The organism is Streptomyces sp. NBC_01689, assembly GCF_036250675.1.
Lineage (GTDB): Bacteria > Actinomycetota > Actinomycetes > Streptomycetales > Streptomycetaceae > Streptomyces.
The window spans coordinates 5342356-5363438 of sequence record NZ_CP109592.1; the positions used below are offsets into that span (position 1 = coordinate 5342356).

The following is a 21083-nucleotide window of genomic DNA, read 5'->3' on the forward strand; positions in this document are numbered from 1 at the left end:
AGATCCGTCGGCCGGAACGTGAACCGATCGCCAGGGCTCGTCCGATGAGGTGACGTGAGGGAAACGAGAAGCGACGGGGAGCTGCTGCGGGCCATCGCGGCGGACGGGGACCGTCGCGCCTTCGAGGAGCTGTACCGGCGCTACGCGCCGTGGCTGACCGCGCGCCTGCGCGGCCGGTGCGCGGACCCCGGGGTCGTCGACGACGTCGTGCAGGAGACCTTCCTTGCCGTCTGGCGCGGCACCGCGCGCTACCGGGAGGAGGGCGACGCCGCCGGCTGGCTCTGGCGGGTCGGCTCCCGACGGCTGATCGACACCCTGCGCGGCGACGGCGCCCGGGGCCGCCTGCGGCAGGCCCTGGCCCGCCTGCGCCACCGGGACGAGGCGTCCGCCGAGGAACGCGTGCTCGCGGGGGTGGAGCACGGAGACCTCGCGGGCGCCCTCGTCCGGCTCTCGCCCGAACTGCGGGCGGTGCTCCAGGCCACGGTGATCGACGGTCTCACCACCAGGGAGGCGGCCGTCCTGCTCGGCATTCCGCCCGGCACGGTCAAGACGCGGGCCCTGCGGGCCCGCAAGCAGCTGCGGGAGGCACTGGCATGAGCGGCATCGACAGGGACACCGGCACGTCCTGGCACGTGCCGGAGGACGACATCCGGGCCTACGCGCGAGGAGAACTCACCCCGCCCCGGCTCTGGTCCGCGGACACCCACCTCGCCGCGTGCGCACGCTGCCGGGAGACGCTCGCCGCGGCGGCCGACCCGGTCGCGCTGGCGGCCGGCTGGGAGCGGCTCGACGCCGAACTGGACGCGCCGCGCCCGCGCCTGGTCGAGTCGCTGCTGGTGCGCGTCGGCGTCGCCGACCACACCGCGCGTCTGCTGGCCGCCGCACCCGTGCTGCGCCGCTCCTGGCTGGGAGCGGTCGCCGCCGTGCTGGTCATGACCGTGGCCGCGGCCAACTCGGCGCAGTCCGCCGCCGCGCCCAACCTGTTCCTGGCCCTCGCGCCCCTGCTCCCGCTCGCCGGGGTCGCGCTGTCCTACGGCCCCGCGCTCGACCCGACGTACGAGATGGCGGTCGTCTCGCCGACCCACGGGTTCCGGCTGCTGATGATCCGTACCCTCGCCGTGCTGGCCGTCGTCCTCGGCCTGAACGGTCTCGCCACCCTCGCCCTGCCCGCGTACGGGCTGCGCGCACTGGCCTGGCTGCTGCCCGCCCTGGCCCTCACCGGGACCGGGCTCGCCCTGACCCCCCGGCTGGGCCCGGTCCTCGCGCCCGGAGTGGTCGCCACGGTCTGGGTGACGCTGCTCGCGCTGACGGCGTCCGCGGGCGGCCCCCACCACGGGACGCTCGCGCCGTTCACGGCGGCCGGACAGGGTGTCGCCGCGGCGGTGGCCGTACTGGCCGCCGGGCTGCTGTACCTGCTGCGCGACGGATTCGACGCGTCGCTCCCCCGGCGGCCGTTCCCGGGGTTCACCCAGGGAGGCCGGGGATGACGGACCGCACCCCCGCGGCGCAGGCCGGCCCCGTCACCCGTGGGGAGCGGCGGCTGCGTCTCCTGAAGGCCGCGCTGCTGATGGCCCTCTCGCTCCTGGCCTTCGCGGCCGAACTGCTCCTCCTGGCCGTCCGTGCCCCGCGCGGTCGCCGAAGCGCCTTCGGAGGGGACCTCGGAGGAGACACCGGAGGGGACACCGGCGGGGGCGACGGATGAGGGCGCCGGTGGTCACGCCTCCCGCCCGCACCGTCGGGCCCCTTCCGTCCACCCCCGCCGCGGATTCCCCGTCTCGCCCTTCTCTCCCTTCTACCTCTTGTTCTTCTTGCTCCTCTTGTTCGTCTTCTTGCCTTCCGCCCCTTCCGTTCCCTTCCTTCGACCACTTCCGCAGGAGCGCCGCATGACCCCCACCGTCTCCGCCTCCGGGCTGAGCCTCCACTACGGCAGGACCGCCGCCCTCGACGACGTCTCGCTCCGGCTCCAGGAAGGCGTCACCGGGCTCATCGGTCCCAACGGGGCGGGAAAGACGACCCTGTTGCGGGTGCTCGCCACCGCGGTGCCCGCGGACCGCGGCGCCTTCACGGTGCTCGGACACGACCCGGCCACGACGTCCGGACGGCAGGACGTCCGGCGCAGGCTCGGCTATCTGCCGCAGACCCCGGGATTCCACCCGGACTTCACGGCCTTCGAGTTCGTCGACTACGTGGCGATCCTCAAGGAGCGGACGGACCGGACCGCCCGGCACCGCGAGGTGAGCCAGGTCCTGGAATCCGTCGACCTGACCGACGTACGCGGCAAGCGGATCAAGAAGCTGTCCGGCGGAATGCGTCAGCGGGTCGCGCTGGCCGCCGCCCTCGTCGGCGACCCCGGCTTCCTCGTCCTCGACGAACCCACCGTCGGCCTCGACCCCGAACAGCGCATGCGCTTCAGGGAACTGATCGCCCGGGCCGGGGAGGAGCGCACCGTGCTCCTGTCCACCCACCAGACCGAGGACGTCGCGATGCTCTGCCACCGCGTCATCGTGATGGCCGGCGGACGCGTCCTCTTCGAGGGCACCCCCGCCGACCTGGCCGCACGCGCCGCCGGACATGTGTGGAGCAGCACCGAGCGCGACCCGGCCGCACGCGCCGGATGGCGTACCGGCACGGGCTCCTTCCGCAATGTCGGCGACCCGCCGACGGGCGCCGACCTCCTCGAACCGACCCTGGAGGACGGCTACCTGCTCACCCTCGACGGCACGCCCGCGGAGGTGACCGCGGGATGAGTACCGCACTGGAGACCCCCGCGCGGACCGTCGGGCAGGACCCGGAGCCGCGCCGCCGCTGGGCCGCCGTGGCCGCCCTCGCCCGCTTCGAGGCACGCGAACTGCGCCTCCAACTGTCCTTCCTCGGGATCGTGCTGCTGTACATCGCCTGGATCGTGTGGCAGTGCACCAGCGGGACGGACGACTACCCGGCGCTGCAGGACGTCGACCGGGACACCCAGAGCGTGCCGATGCTCGTCGGACTCTCGGTCATGCTGTGGGTCAACCGCGCCGTCCTGCGCTCCCACCGCCACGACACGGAACGCCACTTCGGGGTGCTCGTCGTCGAGCCGTGGCGGCGTACGGTCGGCCACGCGCTGTCCGTCGTCCCGGCGGCCCTGTTCGTCGCGGTCTGCGTCACCGTCCAGTTCACCTGGGAGTCGCTCAAGCCCGGTGCGGTCGGGCACGGTTCACCCGGGGAGCTGGCCGTCGGCCCGCTGACGGTGCTGCTCTTCGGTGAACTCGGGGTCCTCCTCGGCCGCCTGGTCCGCTCCGCGTTCGCCGCGCCGGTCCTGCTCGTCTTCCTGCTCTTCACCCAGGTCCTGGGCGCGAGCGTCTCCGGTGGGGGCGACTGGACGACCTGGCTGGCGCCGGTCGTCACCGAGACCGGTTCCAGGCCGTTCCCCTCCGACCTGCTGGGCCGCCCCGCGGCCTGGCACGCGCTGTACCTCCTCGGGCTCGCCCTGTCCGTGGCGGTGCTCGCCGTGCTGGCCGCCGGCGGGCGTTCGAGGACCGTCCAGGCGATCCTCGCGGGTGCGCTGGCGCTGACGCTGGTGGGGGCGGTCGCGCAGTCCGGCGGCACCCCGGCCGCGACGCTCGCCGCCCGCGAACGGGACTCGCTCACCCCCGAGAAGGTCCAGTCGTGCCTGGAGCACGGCACCTCGACGTACTGCGCCTTCCCCGAGTGGAGGGGCCGCACGGCCGACTGGGCCGCGGTCGTCCACCGGGTCCAGGGTCTCGCGGGCGGAGCCGCCGGAGGCGAGCGGCTGACGGTGCGGCAGCGCATTGACGCCCGGGGCGGTCTGACGGACAGCCCCGCCTTCGACCCGTCGGCCGTGCCCGGCCGGGTGACCGTGGGCACCGCCTGGGGCGGCAACCGGGTCCCCGAGTTCGCGGTGGCCGTCGCTTCCGTCCTGGTCGCGGGGAACGAGAAGGCGGGCAGCGCGGTGTGCGACGCCCGCATGGTGACCATCATGTGGCTGGCGCTGGGCGCGGAGTCCGACCCGATGACCCTCTTCCGGCACGTCCGCCTCGACGACAGCGTCACGGGTTCCGCCATCGTCCTGACCCCCACGGATCCGCTCGCGATGACCGCGGAACAGACGCGGATCGTACGGGAGTTGCTGAAGATGCCCCGCTACGCGGTCACCGCCAGGGTGAAGGCCCACTGGTCGCAGCTGACCTCCCCGAAGACCTCGACGGCCCGGGTCGCCGAGCTGCTGGGGGTGCCCGCCGGGCCGGTGGCTACGGACCCGGACGGTGACTCGTGCGGGGGCTGAGGGCGCCGGACACGGCTACGGACGGGACCGCGCGGCCGGGCGGGGCGTACGCCGTGATCCTGGCCCTGCTGCCGCCCGTATGGCGCACGCTGCCGCGGACGGCCCTCGCGGTCTGCGGCGGATTCGGGCTCCTGCTGGCCGGGATTCCCCGCCTGCAGTCCGGGCCGCCGGACCCCTGGCTGTGCGTCAACCTGCTGCGGGGAGCCGCGCTGATGCTCGGTGTGGGTCTGGCGTTCCTGCTGGACGACCCGGCGCGGCACACCACCGCGACGGTGCCGGTCCGCAGGCCGCTGCGGAGCGCCCTGCGGATGGCCCTGGTGGCGCCGGGCGCGGCGCTCTGGTGGGCGGTCGCGCTGCTCCTCGTACCCGAGGGGGCGCGGCCTCCGGCCGGCGCGCTCACGCTGGAGGCGGCCGCGATCGCCGTGACCGCCCTGGCCGTGGCGTCCGCCGCCGTGCGGTTCACGGAGCGGACCGAGCCGGGTCCGGCCGTCGCGACAGGGCTGCTGGTCACCGCGATGACGGTGCCGACCGTGCTGCTGCCGGAGCGCTGGGCGCTGCTCGTGGCGGTGCACGACCCGCACTGGGACGCCGCCCACGAGCGGTGGACGGTGGTACTGACCGCGGCGGCGGTGCTCTGCGCGCTGTGCTGCCCGGAACCCGTACGGTCCTGGCGGCCGCGCGCCCTCGCCCGCCGCTGAGGCCCCTCGGCCCGGCCCGCGGCGACGGTGGCTCCGTCCGGGGCACCCGACGGGGGCCGCCGTCCGGTACCCGCGTCCGAGGCGAGGCGGATACCCCGTGCCCGGTGCGGCCCGCCCGCCCGGAATCGCACCGGTCGTGTCACGGCTGCCGTGCCGGGCCTCCCGGGCGTGGCCGGCCCGCCGGGCGGGTGGGCGCTTCGTCCCCGCGGGTCCTGCCGGTCCGACGGGGAGGAGGCGCGCCGGGACCGGCGCCGGTGGGCCCTGACCCGCCGGGGGTCAGGACTCGCTGCGGTACATCAGGTCCGTCTCGTGGGTGACGAAACCGAGGCGTTCGTACACGGCGACGGCCGCGCTGTTGTCGGCGTCGACGTAGAGCATCGCGGTCGGCAGGGCCTGCGCGGCGAGATGGCGGAGCCCGATCGTGGTGAGGGCCTTGCCGAGGCCGCTGCCCTGGGCGGCCGGGCTGACCCCGAGGACGTAGACCTCGCCGAGTCCCTCCGTGGCGTGGACCTTCGTCCAGTGGAAGCCCACGAGTTCGTCGCCGCGCAGGGCGAGGAAGAACCCGGACGGGTCGAACCACGGCTCCGCCTCGCGGTCGTCCAGATCGCGCTGAGTGAGGGCACCCTGCTCAGGGTGGTGGGCGAAGGCCTCGGCGTTCAGGGCGAGCCACGCCGCGTCGTCCCGGCCCGGCACGAACGCCCGGACGCGCACCCCGTCCGGGAGCTTCGGCTCCGGCAGGTCGAGGTCGGTCAACGGCCGCCGCAGCTGCCGCAGTTCACGGAAGAGGGTGAGTCCGAGGACCTGGGCGAGATGCCGGGCCGCGGAGTGCCCGCCGTGCGCCCACACCCGCAGCCGCTTGCCGGACTCGGCGAGCAGGGCCGAACCCAGCGCCCGGCCGTGACCGTGCCCGCGGTGCGCCGGGTGCACGACCAGCTCGGCGGCCGGGGCCTCCACCGGGTCGGTGTCCTCCAACTGGGCGTATCCGACCAGCGTGTCGCCGAGGGTGAGCAGCAGGTGCCGTACGCCCTCGCGCGCACCGCCCTTGAGCTGGAGCCTGCCCTGCTCGGAGACCGCCTGCTGCCCGTCGGCCAGGGCGGCCTCCGCGAGGAGCCGGAGCACGTCCTCGGCCTGCGCCGGGGAGAGCGCGGCGCGGGTCTCGATGGAACGGGAGAGCGCGGGGGGTGCGGTGTCGTCGCTGGTCATGGATACGAGGGTACGGCGCGGTCATTTCCGGACAAGGAGCTGGGCGGCGTGGATGTGGAACGTGGCGGGACGGAGGGCCTTCGGGGCGGCGCGGCACCGCCCGGCGGCGTCCGGGGCGCTTCCCCGCCCGGGCCCGCGCGCCCCCTCCCGCGCACCGCGCGTGCGCGCCCGGCCCCCGTGCGTGCGTCCCCCGGTGGGGCGACGGCAACCAGTCCGTAACCCCGAACCCCCTGGTGTGCTACGCGCGTTGATTCTAAAGTGCGTGCAAAGCCACGGCCGTCACACAGCGACGGTGACACTCGTGGCTCTCGACGTGCTCACCGTTCTCACCGCTCTCCAGGGGGATCTCATGCCGCCGACCTTCCGGAACAGACGCAGTCATCGCCTCCTCGCGGGCGCCGCGGGCCTGGCCACCGTCGCCGCCCTGGCCGCCGCGATGCCGGCGAGCGCGGGGCAGGACCGCGCGACCGCCCGGCACCACCACGGCAGCGGCCGCTACCAGGACGTGCAACTGCTGTCCTTCAACGACCTGCACGGCAACCTGGAGCCGCCGACCGGTTCCTCCGGCCGGGTCACGGAACTGCAGCCGGACGGGACGACGAAGTCGGTCGACGCGGGCGGTGTCGAGTACCTCGCCACGCACCTGCGCGACGCCCGGAAGAGCAACAAGTACTCGATCACGGCCGCCGCCGGTGACATGGTCGGGGCCTCCCCGCTGCTCTCCGGGCTCTTCCACGACGAGCCGACCGTCGACGCGCTGAACAAGCTCGACCTGGACGTGACGAGCGTCGGCAACCACGAGTTCGACGAGGGCGCCAAGGAGCTGGCCCGTCTGCAGAACGGCGGCTGCCATCCCACGGACGGCTGCTACGACAAGAAGGCGAAGTTCAAGGGCGCCGACTTCCCCTACCTCGCCGCGAACGTCACCGACGAGAAGACCAGGAAGCCGATCCTCAAGCCCTACTGGGTCTGGAAGAAGAACGGTGTCAAGGTCGGCTTCATCGGCGTCACGCTGGAGGGCACGCCCAACATCGTCTCCGCCGAGGGCGTCAAGGGCCTGAAGTTCGGTGACGAGGTCGAGACGATCAACAAGTACGCCAAGGAGCTCCAGCGCCAGGGCGTGAAGTCGATCGTCGCGCTGATCCACGAGGGCGGCGCGCCCGCCTCGCAGTCGTACAACTACGACTGCGACAGCCCCGGCGCGGGGGACGGCATCTCGGGCCCGATCGTCGACATCGCGAAGAACGTCACGCCGGCCGTGGACGCGCTGGTCACCGGCCACACCCACCAGGCGTACGCGTGCACGATCGCGGACCCGGCGGGCAACCCCCGGATGGTGACGTCGGCCTCCTCCTTCGGCCGCCTCTACACGGACACCACGCTGACCTACGACCGCTGGACGGGCGACATCGCGCGTACGGCGGTGAAGTCCGCGAACCACGTGGTCACCCGTGACGTGGCGAAGGCCGCCGACATGACGGGCCTGATCGCGAAGTGGAACACCCTCGCCGCCCCCGTCGCCTCGCGCCCCATCGGCTACATCGCGGGCGAGATCGGCAACGCCGGCACCGAGTCCCCGCTCGGTGACATGATCGCCGACGCGCAGCTCGCGTACGCCAGGTCCGTGGACCCGGAGGCCGATGTCGCGCTGATGAACCCGGGCGGCATCCGCGCGGGCCTCATCTACACCGCGAGCGGCAGCGAGGGCGACGGGGTGGTCACGTACGGCGAGGCCTACACGGTCCAGCCGTTCGCCAACACCGTCAACCTGGTGAACCTCACCGGCGCCCAGCTGATCACCGCGCTCCAGCAGCAGGTCAGCGGGGCGAACGAGGCCTCGCCGAAGATCCTGCAGATCTCCAAGGGCCTGACCTACACCCTGGACCTCACCAGGACGGGCGCCGCCCGCGTGGTGGCCGACTCGGTCAGGCTCGACGGCGTGCCGATCGACCCGGCCGCCGGCTACCGCGTCGCGATGAACTCCTTCCTCGCGGGCGGCGGTGACGGCTTCACCGAACTCGGCAAGGGCACGAACGTCCTGGTCGGCGGCGACGACCTGGCCGCCTTCGAGGCCTATCTGACGGCCAACTCCTCGGCCACGGCGCCGTATCCGGTGCCCGCGGCGGACCGCGTGACGGTCGTCCGGTGACCAGCGGGGCGGCCGCTCGGCCCGCCGTCGGGGCCGGACACCGGCGGCGGGGAAGATCGTGAAGTAGATCGCATCCGGACGGTTGCGGTTGCGGCCGGGGGCGGTACGCATGGTCGGATGAGACGATGCGTACCCCCCACCGCATGACGGCGCATCCCCTTCCGGACGCCCACGGACCGGACCCGGACGGCCGGTCCCACGGCCGCCCGCACGCCCGCCCCGACGGCCCTCTGAACACCGGCGCGTACGACCCGCCGGACCACCGCCCGGACCCGTACGGCCACCCCAACCCGTACGACGAACTCGGTGCCCTCGGCGACACGGGCCCGCTGGAGGACTTCCTCCATGAGGAGGAGCCGGAACACGGGCCCGGTGGACCGCCGTCCGGGGAGCCGGACGACGAGCCGTGGACCCCGCCCGACCACCGCCGGGGCGGCCGGCGCCGCCGCAGGCGCCTCGCGGGACTGCCGTTCGCGGCGAAGACGGCCGCCCTGGCCGTGACCCTCGCCGCGTTCCTCACGCTCGCCGACCGCTGGGCGCTGCTGTACGCCGAGCACCAGGCCTCGCGGACGCTCCAGGACCGGCTGCACCTGGCCGCCGCCCCCGAGGTCGAGATCGGCGGCTTCCCGTTCCTGACCCAACTCGCCGACGAGCGGCTGGACTCCGTGCGCGTGACCGTGCCGGACGTGGCCGCCGACCGGGTCTCCCTGGCGAAGGTGTCGGCGACCGCGGAGCGGGTACGGCTCGACGGTGACGGGCCCACCGCCGTACATGGCGCCCGCATCCCCGAGCTGCACGGCGAGGTGCTGCTCTCCTTCGCCGACCTGAACCGCGAACTGGGCTCCTCGCAGGTCACGTTCACCGGACACGGCCGCGACCGGGTGCGTGCGCGCGGCACCCTGCCGGTCGCCGGACACGATCTGCGGCTCCGGGCCGACGCGCGCATCCGGCGGGACGGGACACGCGGCATCTCCACCCACATCGACGGAATGCGCCTGGACATCGGTGACGTGGCGACGTACCGCCCCGGAGCCCGCGCCGCCGAGGGACTGCACCTCACCCCGCGCTCGGCGGCCCGCCTCGGCAGCCAGACCGCCAGGGCGAGGGCACTGCTGTCCGTCCCGTCCGTCGTCCGCACGCTCGGCGTGCCGGACACGGCCGTGCGCACGGCGCTGCGCGACGACGCCGAACTCGCCTCCCTGACGGGGTCGCGGACCTTCGTCCACCGGGCGATGCGCCTGAACCTGCTCGACGTGGCGACCGCCCATCCCGAGCTCCTGAAGCGGCTGGGACTGGACCCGGCCCTGCTCGACGGTCTCTCCCGGCTGACCCGTCCCGTCCTCGTCGACCAGCTCTCCCTCGGCTTCCGGCTCCCGCATCCGGCGGACGGACGGATCCGGCTGCGGGACGTAAGGGTGGAGCGGGACGGGATACGGGTCGAGGTGACCGGAACGGGACTCTCCGTCGGACACTGACCAGCCCCGTGCAGATCCTGTGTGAGCTGCCGAAAGGTTCCCCGGCCGCCCTGAGAATCTCTCTCACCCGCCGGGGGGCGGCAACGTACACACGCCTGGCCGCGCCCGGGCCCCGCCCCCTGCGGGCCGTCCGGTGATGCCCGGCGGGCCGGTGGGCGTCACCGGTCACGGGTGACGGCGCGGCATCGCGTGGGTCCGGGGCGGACCGGACCGAACGCCGCGGGGGGTCCGGGCGTCACAGGAGCGGTGCGGGTCCCGTCCCGCACCGCACGAGCTCGGTCGGCCGACGTCCGCCCTGGGGGATTCCATGCGTACGAGGACACCGCGTACGAAGACACCGACTGCGAAGACACCGCGTACCGCGTATGTGCTGGTCGTACTCGCCCTGCTCGCCACCGGATCCGGTGCCGTGGCCGGCTGCGGCGGTGAAAGGGCCGGGGACCACGGCGCGCGGGGTGGCGACGACGGCGCGGAGGCGCGCAGGGAAGCCCGCGCCCGCCAGGTCGCGGCCGCCTGGGACGGTTCCGGGGCGGCCCGGATCTGGCGCGCCGGCTACCACCCGGCGGGGGAAGTGCTGCAGCCGCCGACGGGCGGATTCCACGAGGGAGCCGACCAGCGGGCCTTCACGGCACAGAACTTCGTCCTGCGCGGCACGCTGCCGGCGGCCGGGCACGAGGAAGGGGAGGTGCGCTGGAGGAGCGGCGCGCCGCTCTCCCTGCCGCTGACCTCGGCACGCGAGGCGTACGCGTCCGTGGCCCGCGGGCGCGACGACGGTCCGCACCTGACCGTGACCGGGGCGCGGCGGGGCACGATGACGGTCGCCACCAGCCGTGGTCCGGCGACGGTGCCGGCCTGGCTCTTCTCCCTGGAGGGGTACGACACTCCGCTGCGGCGGGCCGCCGTCGCCCCCTCCGGGCTGCCCGAACCCCCGATCGGCCCGGCGCGGAACCGGTCCGAGGGCGAACTGGCGCCCCTCCTCGGACTGGTCGGGGTGGGCGCCGACGGCCGGTCGGTCACGGTGGCCGCCGGGCACGGGTCCTGCGACGGCGGCGCCGTCGTGGACGTGCTGGAGAGCCGGGACAGCGTGGTGCTGTCCGCCCGTGTCACGGGGGTGCGGAAAGGCCCGTGCACCGCCGAGATGCGGCGGCAGAAGGTGACGGTGCGGTCGTCCGGGCCGCTCGGCGACCGTGTCCTCCTGGACGCGTTCACGGGCCGGCCCGTGCCGTACGCGCGGTCCGAGGGCTCCTCACCGTCCGGGGGCCGGTGAGCCGGCCCCCGGAAGCCGGAGCGCGCCCGGCCGTCACTCCTCTTCCAGGGCCATGTCCGGCGGCGGGGTGGGCGCGCCCGGCAGCCGGACCGTCACCACGGTGCCGCCGCCCTCGGCCGGCAGGAGGGACACCGAGCCGCCCGCCTGCTGCACCGTCCGCGCCACGATCGACAGTCCCAGACCCGAGCCGGGGAGCGCGCGGGCGGACGGGGAGCGCCAGAAGCGGTCGAAGACGTGCGGGAGATCCTCGGCGGGGATGCCGGGACCGTGGTCGCGGACGGTCAGTTCGCCGTCCTTGAGGACGACGTCGACGGACTCGCCCTCCGGGCTGAACTTCACCGCGTTGTCGAGGATGTTGACGACGGCCCGTTCCAGCGCGCTCGGCTCCGCCCGGACGTACCAGGGCTGGAGGTCCGCCGTGATCGTCAGCTCGGGTCCGCGCAGCCGTGCGCGCCGCAGGGCCGCCTCCACCGTCTCCTGGAGCGGGACCGTCGTCACGGTGGTCGCCTGCTGACCCGTGTCCGACCGCGAGAGTTCCTGCAGGTCGCCGATGAGCGAGGCCAGTTCCGTCATCTGGGCCTTGACGGAGGCGAGGAGCGCCTTGCGGTCGGCCGGGGGGATCGGGCGGCCCGTCTCCTCGCTGCGGGTGAGGAGCTCGATGTTCGTGCGCAGGGAGGTCAGGGGGGTACGGAGTTCGTGCCCGGCGTCCGCGATGAGCTGCTGCTGCAGCTCACGGGAGTTGGCCAGCGCGGACGTCATCGAGTTGAAGGAGCGGGTCAGACGGGCGACCTCGTCGTCGTTGTCCTCCTCGACCGGGATGCGGATGGAGAGGTCCTCCGTGCGGGCCACGTGCTCCACGGCCTCGGTGAGTTTGTCGACGGGGCGCAGGCCCGCGCGGGCGACCGCGAGCCCCGCGGCTCCGGCGCCGACCACACCGATCCCGGAGACCAGCAGCAGGACGAGCGCCAGATCGTTCAGGGTGGCCTCGGTGCCCTTGAGGGGAACGGCCAGCATGTAGGCGCGGTCGCTGAAGAGCACCCGGGTGGTGGGGAGTTCGTTGGGGAAGTTGACGACGATGAGCGGTCGCGCCAGGACCCGTACGTCGTTGCCCTTGCTGTCGGTCCCGTTCCGCGGGGTGGGCTCGATGCTCTGCGGGTCCTTGGCCACGGCCTTGTCGCTGTCGGTGACGTTCACCGCGCCCGCGGAGAAGTCGAAGGCGCAGACGGTTCCGTCCGAGTTGATCAACTGGGCGTAGTCGTCGAAGCGTCCGGAGAAGCTGTCGTCGTTGGCCGGCTCCTTGTGGCAGTCGTCGAGGACGGACTTGACCAAGGGGTACTGCTGGGCCTGCTTCTGGCTCAGGAGGTTGTTGTCGATCTCGCTGTACAGCTTGCCGCGCACGATGAACCAGCAGGTCACCGAGACCGCCGCGACCCCGAAGGCGACCGCCGCCGCCACCAGCAGCGCCAGCCGCGAACGGATCGGCAGCGACCTGAAGCGTCTGATCACTCCGCGCCGCCCGATCGGAGCACGTACCCGACCCCGCGCACCGTGTGCACGAGCCGCGGCTCACCGCCCGCCTCGGTCTTGCGGCGCAGGTACATCACGTACACGTCGAGGGAGTTGGAGGACGGCTCGAAGTCGAAGCCCCACACGGCCTTCAGGATCTGCTCACGGGTGAGGACCTGGCGCGGGTGCGCGAGGAACATCTCCAGGAGGGTGAACTCGGTGCGGGTCAGCTCCACGGCCCGGCCGGACCGGGTGACCTCGCGGGTCGCGAGGTCCATGCGCAGGTCGCCGAAGGTGAGCGCGTCCTCGTCCGGGGCGGTGCCCGCCGTCGCCGCGTACGAACTGCGCCGCAGCAGGGCCCGGACCCGGGCGAAGAGCTCGTCCAGTTCGAAGGGTTTGACCAGGTAGTCGTCGGCGCCCGCGTCGAGGCCGGTCACCCGGTCCCCGACCGTGTCCCGGGCCGTCAGCATGAGGATGGGGGTCGTGGTGCCCGCGCCGCGCATCCGGCGGGCCGCCGTCAGGCCGTCCATCCGGGGCATCTGGATGTCGAGGACGACCAGCTCGGGCCGGTAGGAGGCCGCCTTCTCCAGCGCGTCCGCGCCGTCGACCGCGACCTGCGTGTCGTATCCCTCGAAGGCGAGGCTGCGCTGGAGTGCCTCGCGTACCGCGGGCTCGTCGTCGACGATCAGGATGCGCTGGGGTTCACGGTCGCCTTCGGCGGGGCTCATGGGCGGGAGTCCTCGGGTGCGGTGGGGTGGAGGGGCTGACGGCTTTCAGCGTCGCACGTTTCCGGGCGGGGGCGGAAAGGATCAGCCGGGGAAGAACCGTCTCGATCCGGTGGAAAGGGGTCGAGTGCGGGAGAAGTCCCCCGTGCGGGCGTGAAAGGTTCAGCCCGGCAGCGCGCTGAGCCTGCTCAGCGGGACCTTGCGGCGGTGCGGGCGGGTGGCGGGGGTGCGCAGGCCCATCAACTGCGGGACGGCGGCCTGCGGGAGCGTCACCTCCGGGGCCCGCGGCACCGGCAGGTGCAGCTCACGGGCGACGGCGAGGGCCAGATCGAGTCCGGCCGGATCGCCGCCCTCACGGGAGTGCGTGACCGGGGAAATCCGAGAGATCCGCTTCCTGATCATGTCGACCTCCTGGGTGTGCTGTGCTGTCCTGTGCTCTTGTCGGTCGCCGTCGGTCGCCGTCGGTCGCCGTCGGTCGCCGTCGGTCGCCGTCGGTCGCCGTCGGTCGTCGTCAGCAGGTGTCGTCAGCGGTCGTAGGTGGTCGCCGGTCGTCGTCGGCAGCCGGTCGCCGTCAGTTGTCGGAGCCGCCGGCCCGCAGGTTCGCCAGGTCGGCCTTGACGGTGTTGATCGGGATGGCGAAGCCGAGGCCCACGCTGCCGGCGGCGGACGAGCCGGACGAGGAGTCCGAAGCCGCCGAGTACATCGCGGAGTTGATGCCGACGATGTTGCCGTTCATGTCGATCAGCGCGCCGCCGGAGTTGCCGGGGTTCAGGGACGCGTCGGTCTGGATCGCCTTGTAGGTGGTCGTCGAGGAGCCGGTGTCGCCGTTGAACTGGCGGCCGCCGAACGAGAACGGCCACTGTCCGTCGCCGCCGCCCTGCTGACCCTGGCCCTGTCCCTGTCCCTGGCTCTCGTCGGTCGAGACGGTCACGTCGCGGTCGAGGGCCGAGACGATGCCGCTGGTGACGGTGCCGGTCAGCCCCTCGGGGGAGCCGATCGCGACGACGTCGTCGCCGACCCGGACGCCGTCGGAGTCGCCCAGCGTGGCGACCTTCAGACCGGAGGGCGCGTCCCGCAGCTCGATGAGCGCGAGGTCCTTCTTGCTGTCGGTGCCGACGACCTTCGCGGTGTAGGACTTCCCGTCGTTCAGCCGCACCTTGAGCGCGGAGGCGCCCGCGACGACGTGGTTGTTGGTGACGATCTCGCCGCCGGACGAGACGATCACGCCCGAACCGGTGGACGATCCGGCGTTCGAGGTCGCGCTGACCTCGACGATGCTGGGGCTGACCGCCTGCGCGACACCGGCGACGGTGCCCCTCTTGGCGGTGGGCACCACGGTGGTGCTGGTGCTGCTGCCGGCCACGGTGTCCTTGCCGGTCAGCTCCTGGATGCCGTAGGCGGTGCCACCCCCGATGGCGGCGGCGACTATCGCGACCGCGGCGATCAGGGCCAGCGGACCCCTCGCCGGCCGCTTCCGCGCCGACCCGGCCGGCTGCTCGGGGAACCCGGCGTGGGCGCCACCGCCGTGACCGCCGGCCGCGCCGCTGCCGTCCTGACCGGAGCCCGGCCACACGGTGGTGCCCGGTTCGACGGCGGCCGGCGGGGCCGGCGCGTACGCCGGCGGAGCGGGCCACTCGGGGTTCACGGGAGAGGAGGCAGGCTGCTGCTGGAGGTACGGGGACTGGTGGTCGTCGCCCTGGGGGTACTCGCCGCTGCGGCGGAAGCTCTCGGTCATGAGATGAGACTCCCGCCCGATCATGAGAGCTCCCTGAGTCCCCGCTGAGAAGCCCGACAGAACCTCGTATGCCCGATATAAAGGCGCTCCGGACGCCCGCGAGTCAGGGAAACAGAAGGTTGCGGCGCGGTGATGTCACGGAATGCGACGGACGAATACTTTTCTGTCTGCTGTCCAGTACATGTGTTCTGGGGCGCGTGAGGCCTACGATCACCGCGCCGGAGGGGGGCTCCGCGGTGGTGCCTGCGTCGACGCGGGCGGTTGATCGGCCATGGCCGACGACCGCTGTCGTCGGGCGGGCCGGTGCGTCGTACGCCCCTTCTCGGGCCACTCACGTCATGACCCACCCGCACCCATCCCAGGAGCCCTGAGTGATACGTGCTCTGCGCGACCGCTGGAGACGCCCCGCCATGGCGTTGCCCACGGCCGCTCTCGCGCTGGCGCTGACCTGCGCCGGCGCACTCGCGGCGCAGCCCGCCCAGGCGGCGGACGGACCCTCGCTGCCGAACGTCGGCCAGGCGCAGCTCGCGAAGCCGACCGTCTCCGACAAGGAGCTGCGCCACCGGGTCGCCGAGGCCGTCAAGGACCAGGCGACCCCGGCGACCCACGCCAAGAAGACGCCGTTCATCATCGGCGGCACCCAGACGACCATCTCCTCCGCGCCGTGGATGGTCCAGCTCTCCTACTACGACAGCGCGGCCGGCACCGGCTACTTCTGCGGTGGCACGCTCGTCGCCCCGAACAAGGTCCTGACGGCCGCGCACTGCGTCGCCGGCCTGGACTGGGTCAAGAACGGCGCGGTGCTGGCCGGGGCCACCGGTCTGCTGGACGACACGACCGGTACGGTCGCGGGCGTCTACCGCCAGTGGAACCACGCGCACTACAACAGCGACACCCTGCAGAACGACGTCGCCGTCCTCACCCTGGACCGTCCGCTGGAGCAGCAGTGGCAGCGGCTGGTGGCCGCCGGTGACAGCGCGTCCTACAAGGCGGGCGGCTCCGCCACCGTCTACGGCTGGGGACTGACCTCCGGCGCCGACGGCGCGGACCTGTCGGCCACGCTGCGCAAGGTGACCCTTCCGGTCGTCGCCGACTCCACCTGCAACAGCGCGATGCGGACGGTGCTCGGCGAGGACGACTTCGTCGAGGGCTCGATGTTCTGCGCGGGCACCCCGGCGACCGGCACCGACGAGGGCACCAAGAGCCCCTGCAACGGTGACTCCGGTGGCCCGGTGATCGTCGGCGGCAAGGTCGTCGGCATCGTCTCGTGGGGTGTCGCGGGCTGCACCGCGAAGGGCGCCTACCCCGTCTTCACCAAGGTGTCCTCGTACACCTGGGCCGCGCAGCCGCGCATCGACGACGCGGACCTGACCTTCGACGGCAAGGCCGACCTGCTGGAGCGCACCCCCTCCGGGGGCCTGTTCGAGCAGGACAGCAAGGGCACCTCGCTCACCACGCGCGCCTACCAGGGTGCCAACTGGCAGTACGCCAGCTGGGTCCTGCAGGCCGACCTGGACCGGGACTTCTTCCAGGACCTGATCGAGCGTGACAAGACCGACGGCAAGCTCTACCGCAGCTACCTGAACCACAGCACGAACGAGTTCGAGTGGATGCAGATCACGTCGGTGTGGGGCGGCTACAAGTCGTACGCCATCCCCGGCGACATGACCGGTGACGCCCGCCCCGACCTGGTCGCGGTGGACGCCGACGGTTCGGTCTACCTCTACCCGGGCAAGGGCAACGGCGAGTTCTACGGCCGCGTCAAGGTCGTGGACAAGGCCTGGAAGAACGTCAAGATCTTCGGCCACGGAGACCTGTCCGGCGACGGCCGTGCGGACCTGCTGGTCCGCAACAGCTCCGGCGTCCTGTACCTCTACCGGGGCACGCAGGTCGAGCACACCCCGTGGTCGGCGCGCATCCAGGCGCGTACGGGCTGGAACTTCACCTCGTACGTCTCCAACGGTGACTTCACGGGCGACGGCATCGCCGATGTCATCACCCGCGACTCGGGCGGCACGCTCTGGCTCTACCCCGGCACCAACAAGGCCTCCAGCGACCTCTTCGGAGCGCGCAAGAGCCTCGGTACCGGCTTCAACCAGTACAACCTGCTGTTCTGACCGGTCCGGCCCGCGGTTCCCGTGGGCCGGACACCCACACGTCGGCCCCGCGATCCGCGGGGCCGACGTGCCGTTTCCGTCCGCGCCGGTGTCGATTCCCGGCGGCTCCGCCCCCGGACGCCCGCCCTGTTCCGCCCGCACGGCCTCGGCCTCGCATGCCGTCCGGCCGGGATCCCCCTCGGAGCCTTCGGCGTGGACCCGTGTCCTGGGCACGGCGAGATTGCCTCGGGCGCGGACCCGCGCATCCGGGTCGCCGCGCGTTCGCGGACGAGGCGTCGGGGCGAGCGGGGTCCAGGGGCGGGGCGACGGCCCCGGACGCCGGGCCCCCAAACGGGGTCCGGGTGACGGGCCGCGACCGGAGACCGGGCCGGGGGCTCACACGCAGCCGCAGGACCGCCGTACCACCAGCCGTGACGGGAACACCTTCAGCCGCTCGCGGCGCGACCCCGCGACCCGCAGACCGTCGTCCAGGACGAGATCCACCGCCGCGCGGGCCATCGCCGACCGGTCGGATGCGATCGTCGTCAACGGCGGGTCGGTCAGCGCGGCCTCCTTGACATCGTCGAAGCCGGCCACGGCCAGCTCTCCCGGCACGTCGATGCGCAGCTCGCGGGCGGCGCGCAGCACGCCGATCGCCTGGTCGTCGGTGGAGCAGAAGATGGCGGGCGGCCGGTCCGGGCCGGCGAGCAGCTGCAGGCCGACCTGGTAGGCGTCGTAGCGGTTGTACGGAGCTTCGAAGAGGCGGCCCTCGGTGGGGATGCCCGCCTCCTGCATGGCGCGCCGCCAGCCCTCGACGTGGTCGGAGACCGGGTCGCCGACCACGGGGGTCTCCGCGATGCCGCCGAGACACGCCACGTAGTCGTAACCGTGTTCGAGGAGGTGGCGGGTGGCGAGCTGGGCGCCGCCGATGTCGTCGGTGACCACCGCCACGTCGTCGATCGCCTCGGGGCGCTCGTGCAGCAGCACGACCCGGGCGTCCCAGGCCTCGATCTCCGCGGCAGCGTTGTCATTGAGGGCGTGGCTGACGAGGATCAGGCCGGAGACCCGCATACCGAGGAACGCGCGCAGATAGTGGACCTCGCGCTCGGCGACGTAGTCGGAGTTGCCGACCAGCACCATCTTCCCGCGCTCGGCCGCGGCCTGCTCGACCGCGTGCGCCATCTCCCCGAAGAAGGGCTGGCGCGCGTCCGGCACGATCAGGCCTATGAGCTCGGTCCGCCGGGACGCCATCGCCTGGGCCACCCGGTCGGGCCGGTACCCCAGCTCCTTGATCGCGGCGAGAACGCGCTCGCGCGTGGCCGGGGCGACCGGCCTCGGTCCGTTGTTGATGACATAGCTGACGACCGCGGTGGAGGTACCCGCCAGTCGTGCCACATCGTCCCTCGTCACCTTGGCCACGCGCGGAGTCTACGCGGATGGACCCGCCTCTGGGCAGGGCGTACGGAGGCTTACCGGCCCTCGGCTCCGGCCTCGACGGCGGGCGCGGCGTCGAGGTGCGCCGTCTCGTCCGCATCCGCCGCCTTTGGCTGGGCGGCCTTGGCCTTCGCCTCGTCCGCGGCCCGCTCCACCTTCTCCGGCGTAACGAATCGATAACCGACGTTCCGGACCGTTCCGATCAGCGACTCGTGCTCGGGGCCGAGCTTGGCGCGCAGCCGTCGTACGTGCACGTCGACCGTCCGCGTGCCGCCGAAGTAGTCGTAGCCCCAGACCTCCTGGAGCAGCTGGGCGCGGGTGAAGACGCGGCCCGGGTGCTGCGCGAGGTACTTGAGGAGCTCGAACTCCTTGAAGGTCAGGTCGAGGACCCTGCCCTTGAGCTTGGCGCTGTACGTCGCCTCGTCCACGGAGAGGTCGCCGTTGCGGATCTCCATGGGGGAGTCGTCGTTGACGATCTGCTGCCGGCCCATGGCGAGCCGCAGCCGGGCCTCGACCTCGGCCGGACCGGCGGTGTCGAGGAGAACGTCGTCGATGCCCCAGTCGGCGGTGACGGCCGCGAGGCCGCCCTCCGTCACGACGAGGACGAGGGGACAGCCCGGTCCCGTCGAGCGCAGCAGCTGGCACAGGCTGCGCACCTGCGGGAGGTCCCGCCGGCCGTCGATCAGGATGACGTCGGCGCCGGGGGTGTCGACGAGGGCGGGGCCTTCCGCCGGAGCCACCCGCACGTTGTGCAGCAGCAGACCGAGAGCGGGAAGCACCTCCGTCGACGGCTGGAGGGCGTTGGTCAGGAGCAGCAGAGAACTCATCGCGCCCCACCTCCGAGCTCCCGGCCTCGCTCGAGCAGGGGGTATCCCCACGCCTGGTTCGTCCTGCGTTCGTGCACGGTTCGCTCGCCCATAACCTCTGGTTCCTCCTCGGTCCCTGTATGGGGGTACCTCCCACGCGCACGAGGCGGTGGGGGAGTCTGCGGCACTGCTTCCTTGCTTCTTCCCCTGTGCGCGGCTCCCGCGTCCCGGGGAACCGCCGTGCCTCCGTGGGCTCCGTACACCGGCGGTTTCCCGCTTCGTATACAACGCCTCAGAAAGCACAAAAGGACCCGGGGGCTTCTCTGCCCGAGTCCTCTGCCCAGCAGAATAGCCCACATGAGCTCAGGTCCGGCAGGTCAAGTGACGGGATCTTCCATCCGTCCACCCCTTGAGACGGCCCCGCACGCCCCTTCGCGGCGGTCCCTGCGCACCGTCGACGGCGTGACGATCGAGGCGGCGTACGACCCCGCGCGGGGGACGCGCGACGCTGCGGGCGGGAGCCTGGCGATCGTCGTGGCGCACGGTTTCACGGGGGGTCTCGACCGTCCGCACGTGCGCCGGGTCGCCGGTGTCCTCGGCCGGGACGCGGCGGTCGTCACATTCTCCTTCCGGGGCCACGGAGGTTCCGGCGGCCGTTCCACGGTCGGTGACCGCGAGGTGCACGATCTCGACGCCGCCGTGGCATGGGCCCGCGAGCTGGGGCACCCACGGGTGGCCACGGTCGGTTTCTCGATGGGCGGGTCGGTGGTGCTCCGGCACGCGGCGATGCACGGCGAGGCCGGCCAGGAGCACGAAAGACGCACGGAGGCGCGCACGGACGCGGTGGTGTCGGTGAGCGCGCCGGCCCGCTGGTACTACCGGGGCACGGCTCCCATGCGGCGGCTGCACTGGCTCGTCACCCGGCCGGCGGGACGCGTGGTCGGCCGTTACGGACTGAAGACCCGCATCCACTCCCGCGACTGGGATCCGGTACCGGCCTCGCCGGCCGAGTCGGTCCCGCTCATCGCGCCCACCCCGCTGCTGATCGTCCACGGCGACCAGGACGGCTACTTCCCCCTGGACCACCCGCGGATGCTGGCCGAGGCCTCCGGCGGCCACGCCGAACTCTGGGTGGAGCACGGCATGGGCCACGCCGAGCACGCGGCCCGCGACGAGCTGTTGGCCCGCATCGGTGCGTGGGCGGCGTCGGCCGCGGGCTAGCCTGGCCATGTTCACGGGGTGCACGGGGTTCACGGGATCCACCGGCACGGGTGTCACCGGCCCACGGGCCGGCCGGCGCACGGTCCGTGGAACCGCGGGTTCCCGTGATCCACGATCCCCGTGACCCCTGCAGTCCCCGTAATCCCCGTAAGCACGTATCTACTGATGGCACGTACCGACCGATCCGCTGGTCCACTGGATCCGCCGGTCCACCGATTGAGGAACGACATGGCAAAGGGCACGGTGCGTTACTGGGCCGCCGCCAAGGCCGCGGCGGGCGTCGCCGAGGAGCCGTACGACGCGGGCACGCTCGCCGAGGCACTCGACGAGGTCCGCGAGCGGCACCCCGGCGAACTCGTCCGCGTCCTGCGGCGCTGCTCGTTCCTCATCGACGGCGCTCCCGTGGGCACCCGCGGACATGAGACGGTACCGCTGGCCGAGGGCGGCACGGTCGAGGTGCTCCCGCCGTTCGCAGGAGGGTGA

General features: G+C 73.0%; 19 protein-coding genes. 12 read left to right on the forward strand and 7 right to left on the reverse strand.

The genetic code is table 11. From position 1 onward, the window contains the following. The first annotated feature begins 54 nt into the window (after window positions 1-54). The 6 genes from OG776_RS22720 (at window position 55) to OG776_RS22745 (ending at window position 4983) form a co-directional block, all read left to right on the forward strand. A complete protein-coding gene (locus tag OG776_RS22720) occupies window positions 55-597 on the forward strand; it encodes an RNA polymerase sigma factor (RefSeq protein WP_148009112.1) in 543 nt (180 codons plus the stop codon). Next, window positions 594-1487, forward strand: coding sequence for a zf-HC2 domain-containing protein (locus OG776_RS22725; protein ID WP_148009111.1), 894 nt, complete (start codon window positions 594-596; stop codon window positions 1485-1487). Before OG776_RS22720 ends, OG776_RS22725 begins: the two co-directional genes overlap by 4 nt. Further along, window positions 1484-1702: a hypothetical protein gene (locus OG776_RS22730; RefSeq protein ID WP_148009110.1), complete on the forward strand. Its 219-nt coding sequence runs from the start codon at window positions 1484-1486 to the stop codon at window positions 1700-1702. Before OG776_RS22725 ends, OG776_RS22730 begins: the two co-directional genes overlap by 4 nt. A gap of 181 nt (window positions 1703-1883) precedes the next feature. Continuing rightward, window positions 1884-2747 (forward strand): ABC transporter ATP-binding protein, encoded by an 864-nt coding sequence (locus OG776_RS22735; protein WP_148009109.1) that lies wholly within the window; start codon window positions 1884-1886, stop codon window positions 2745-2747. Beyond that, window positions 2744-4285 (forward strand): ABC transporter permease, encoded by a 1542-nt coding sequence (locus OG776_RS22740; protein WP_148009108.1) that lies wholly within the window; start codon window positions 2744-2746, stop codon window positions 4283-4285. Before OG776_RS22735 ends, OG776_RS22740 begins: the two co-directional genes overlap by 4 nt. Before the next feature lie 53 nt (window positions 4286-4338). Further along, window positions 4339-4983: an ABC transporter gene (locus OG776_RS22745; RefSeq protein ID WP_329322462.1), complete on the forward strand. Its 645-nt coding sequence runs from the start codon at window positions 4339-4341 to the stop codon at window positions 4981-4983. A gap of 276 nt (window positions 4984-5259) precedes the next feature. Here OG776_RS22745 and mshD read toward each other — a convergent pair whose 3' ends face one another. Beyond that, window positions 5260-6186 (reverse strand): mycothiol synthase, encoded by a 927-nt coding sequence (gene mshD / locus OG776_RS22750; RefSeq protein ID WP_148009107.1) that lies wholly within the window; start codon window positions 6184-6186, stop codon window positions 5260-5262. Window positions 6187-6535: 349 nt separating this feature from the next. Here mshD and OG776_RS22755 point away from each other — a divergent pair, with 349 nt between their 5' ends. From OG776_RS22755 to OG776_RS22765, 3 genes are all read left to right on the forward strand, one after another. Further along, window positions 6536-8335, forward strand: a complete 1800-nt coding sequence (locus tag OG776_RS22755; protein WP_329323747.1) for a bifunctional metallophosphatase/5'-nucleotidase — start codon at window positions 6536-6538, stop codon at window positions 8333-8335. A 125-nt stretch (window positions 8336-8460) separates the two neighbouring features. Continuing rightward, on the forward strand, window positions 8461-9810 hold the full coding sequence (locus tag OG776_RS22760; RefSeq protein WP_443077278.1) for an LmeA family phospholipid-binding protein: 1350 nt from the start codon (window positions 8461-8463) through the stop codon (window positions 9808-9810). Window positions 9811-10117: 307 nt separating this feature from the next. Beyond that, entirely contained in the window at window positions 10118-11077 is a 960-nt protein-coding gene (locus OG776_RS22765) for a hypothetical protein (protein WP_329322464.1), read from the forward strand. A gap of 33 nt (window positions 11078-11110) precedes the next feature. Here OG776_RS22765 and OG776_RS22770 read toward each other — a convergent pair whose 3' ends face one another. The 4 genes from OG776_RS22770 to OG776_RS22785 form a co-directional block, all read right to left on the reverse strand. After that, window positions 11111-12583 carry a sensor histidine kinase gene (locus OG776_RS22770; protein ID WP_148009104.1) on the reverse strand — a complete coding sequence of 491 codons (1473 nt, stop codon included), beginning with the start codon at window positions 12581-12583 and terminating at the stop codon, window positions 11111-11113. Then, complete coding sequence (locus OG776_RS22775; RefSeq protein ID WP_148009103.1) at window positions 12580-13311, reverse strand: response regulator transcription factor; 732 nt, start codon at window positions 13309-13311, stop codon at window positions 12580-12582. Before OG776_RS22775 ends, OG776_RS22770 begins: the two co-directional genes overlap by 4 nt. Before the next feature lie 159 nt (window positions 13312-13470). Further along, entirely contained in the window at window positions 13471-13710 is a 240-nt protein-coding gene (locus OG776_RS22780) for a hypothetical protein (RefSeq protein ID WP_148009102.1), read from the reverse strand. A 169-nt stretch (window positions 13711-13879) separates the two neighbouring features. Beyond that, complete coding sequence (locus OG776_RS22785; RefSeq protein WP_329322465.1) at window positions 13880-15043, reverse strand: S1C family serine protease; 1164 nt, start codon at window positions 15041-15043, stop codon at window positions 13880-13882. A 410-nt stretch (window positions 15044-15453) separates the two neighbouring features. Here OG776_RS22785 and OG776_RS22790 point away from each other — a divergent pair, with 410 nt between their 5' ends. Next, entirely contained in the window at window positions 15454-17160 is a 1707-nt protein-coding gene (locus OG776_RS22790) for a trypsin-like serine protease (protein WP_261994516.1), read from the forward strand. Window positions 17161-17535: 375 nt separating this feature from the next. Here the strand turns inward: OG776_RS22790 and OG776_RS22795 are convergent, their stop codons facing one another. Then, entirely contained in the window at window positions 17536-18558 is a 1023-nt protein-coding gene (locus OG776_RS22795) for a LacI family DNA-binding transcriptional regulator (RefSeq protein ID WP_148009099.1), read from the reverse strand. A gap of 50 nt (window positions 18559-18608) precedes the next feature. Continuing rightward, the gene (locus OG776_RS22800) at window positions 18609-19400 is read right to left on the reverse strand and encodes a winged helix-turn-helix transcriptional regulator (protein ID WP_148009098.1); all 792 of its coding nucleotides are present in this window, start codon (window positions 19398-19400) and stop codon (window positions 18609-18611) included. 336 nt (window positions 19401-19736) lie between these two features. On the opposite strand from OG776_RS22800, the gene OG776_RS22805 reads away from it, so the two are divergent. Both OG776_RS22805 and OG776_RS22810 read left to right on the forward strand, forming a co-directional pair. Beyond that, window positions 19737-20600 (forward strand): alpha/beta hydrolase family protein, encoded by an 864-nt coding sequence (locus OG776_RS22805; RefSeq protein WP_148009097.1) that lies wholly within the window; start codon window positions 19737-19739, stop codon window positions 20598-20600. Between the two features lie 228 nt (window positions 20601-20828). Then, window positions 20829-21083 carry a MoaD/ThiS family protein gene (locus OG776_RS22810; RefSeq protein ID WP_148009096.1) on the forward strand — a complete coding sequence of 85 codons (255 nt, stop codon included), beginning with the start codon at window positions 20829-20831 and terminating at the stop codon, window positions 21081-21083.

Bases quoted from the DNA above. Each gene is read 5' to 3' on its own strand.
- OG776_RS22725 (WP_148009111.1), top strand. From the start codon at position 594: ATGAGCGGCATCGACAGGGACACCGGCACGTCCTGGCACGTGCCGGAG.
- OG776_RS22805 (WP_148009097.1), top strand. From the start codon at position 19,737: ATGAGCTCAGGTCCGGCAGGTCAAGTGACGGGATCTTCCATCCGTCCA.
- OG776_RS22775 (WP_148009103.1), bottom strand. From the start codon at position 13,311: ATGAGCCCCGCCGAAGGCGACCGTGAACCCCAGCGCATCCTGATCGTC.
- OG776_RS22730 (WP_148009110.1), top strand. From the start codon at position 1,484: ATGACGGACCGCACCCCCGCGGCGCAGGCCGGCCCCGTCACCCGTGGG.
- OG776_RS22760 (WP_443077278.1), top strand. From the start codon at position 8,461: ATGCGTACCCCCCACCGCATGACGGCGCATCCCCTTCCGGACGCCCAC.
- OG776_RS22735 (WP_148009109.1), top strand. From the start codon at position 1,884: ATGACCCCCACCGTCTCCGCCTCCGGGCTGAGCCTCCACTACGGCAGG.
- OG776_RS22765 (WP_329322464.1), top strand. From the start codon at position 10,118: ATGCGTACGAGGACACCGCGTACGAAGACACCGACTGCGAAGACACCG.
- OG776_RS22740 (WP_148009108.1), top strand. From the start codon at position 2,744: ATGAGTACCGCACTGGAGACCCCCGCGCGGACCGTCGGGCAGGACCCG.
- OG776_RS22800 (WP_148009098.1), bottom strand. From the start codon at position 19,400: ATGAGTTCTCTGCTGCTCCTGACCAACGCCCTCCAGCCGTCGACGGAG.
- mshD (WP_148009107.1), bottom strand. From the start codon at position 6,186: ATGACCAGCGACGACACCGCACCCCCCGCGCTCTCCCGTTCCATCGAG.
- OG776_RS22810 (WP_148009096.1), top strand. From the start codon at position 20,829: ATGGCAAAGGGCACGGTGCGTTACTGGGCCGCCGCCAAGGCCGCGGCG.
- OG776_RS22755 (WP_329323747.1), top strand. From the start codon at position 6,536: ATGCCGCCGACCTTCCGGAACAGACGCAGTCATCGCCTCCTCGCGGGC.
- OG776_RS22780 (WP_148009102.1), bottom strand. From the start codon at position 13,710: ATGATCAGGAAGCGGATCTCTCGGATTTCCCCGGTCACGCACTCCCGT.
- OG776_RS22785 (WP_329322465.1), bottom strand. From the start codon at position 15,043: ATGACCGAGAGCTTCCGCCGCAGCGGCGAGTACCCCCAGGGCGACGAC.
- OG776_RS22790 (WP_261994516.1), top strand. From the start codon at position 15,454: ATGGCGTTGCCCACGGCCGCTCTCGCGCTGGCGCTGACCTGCGCCGGC.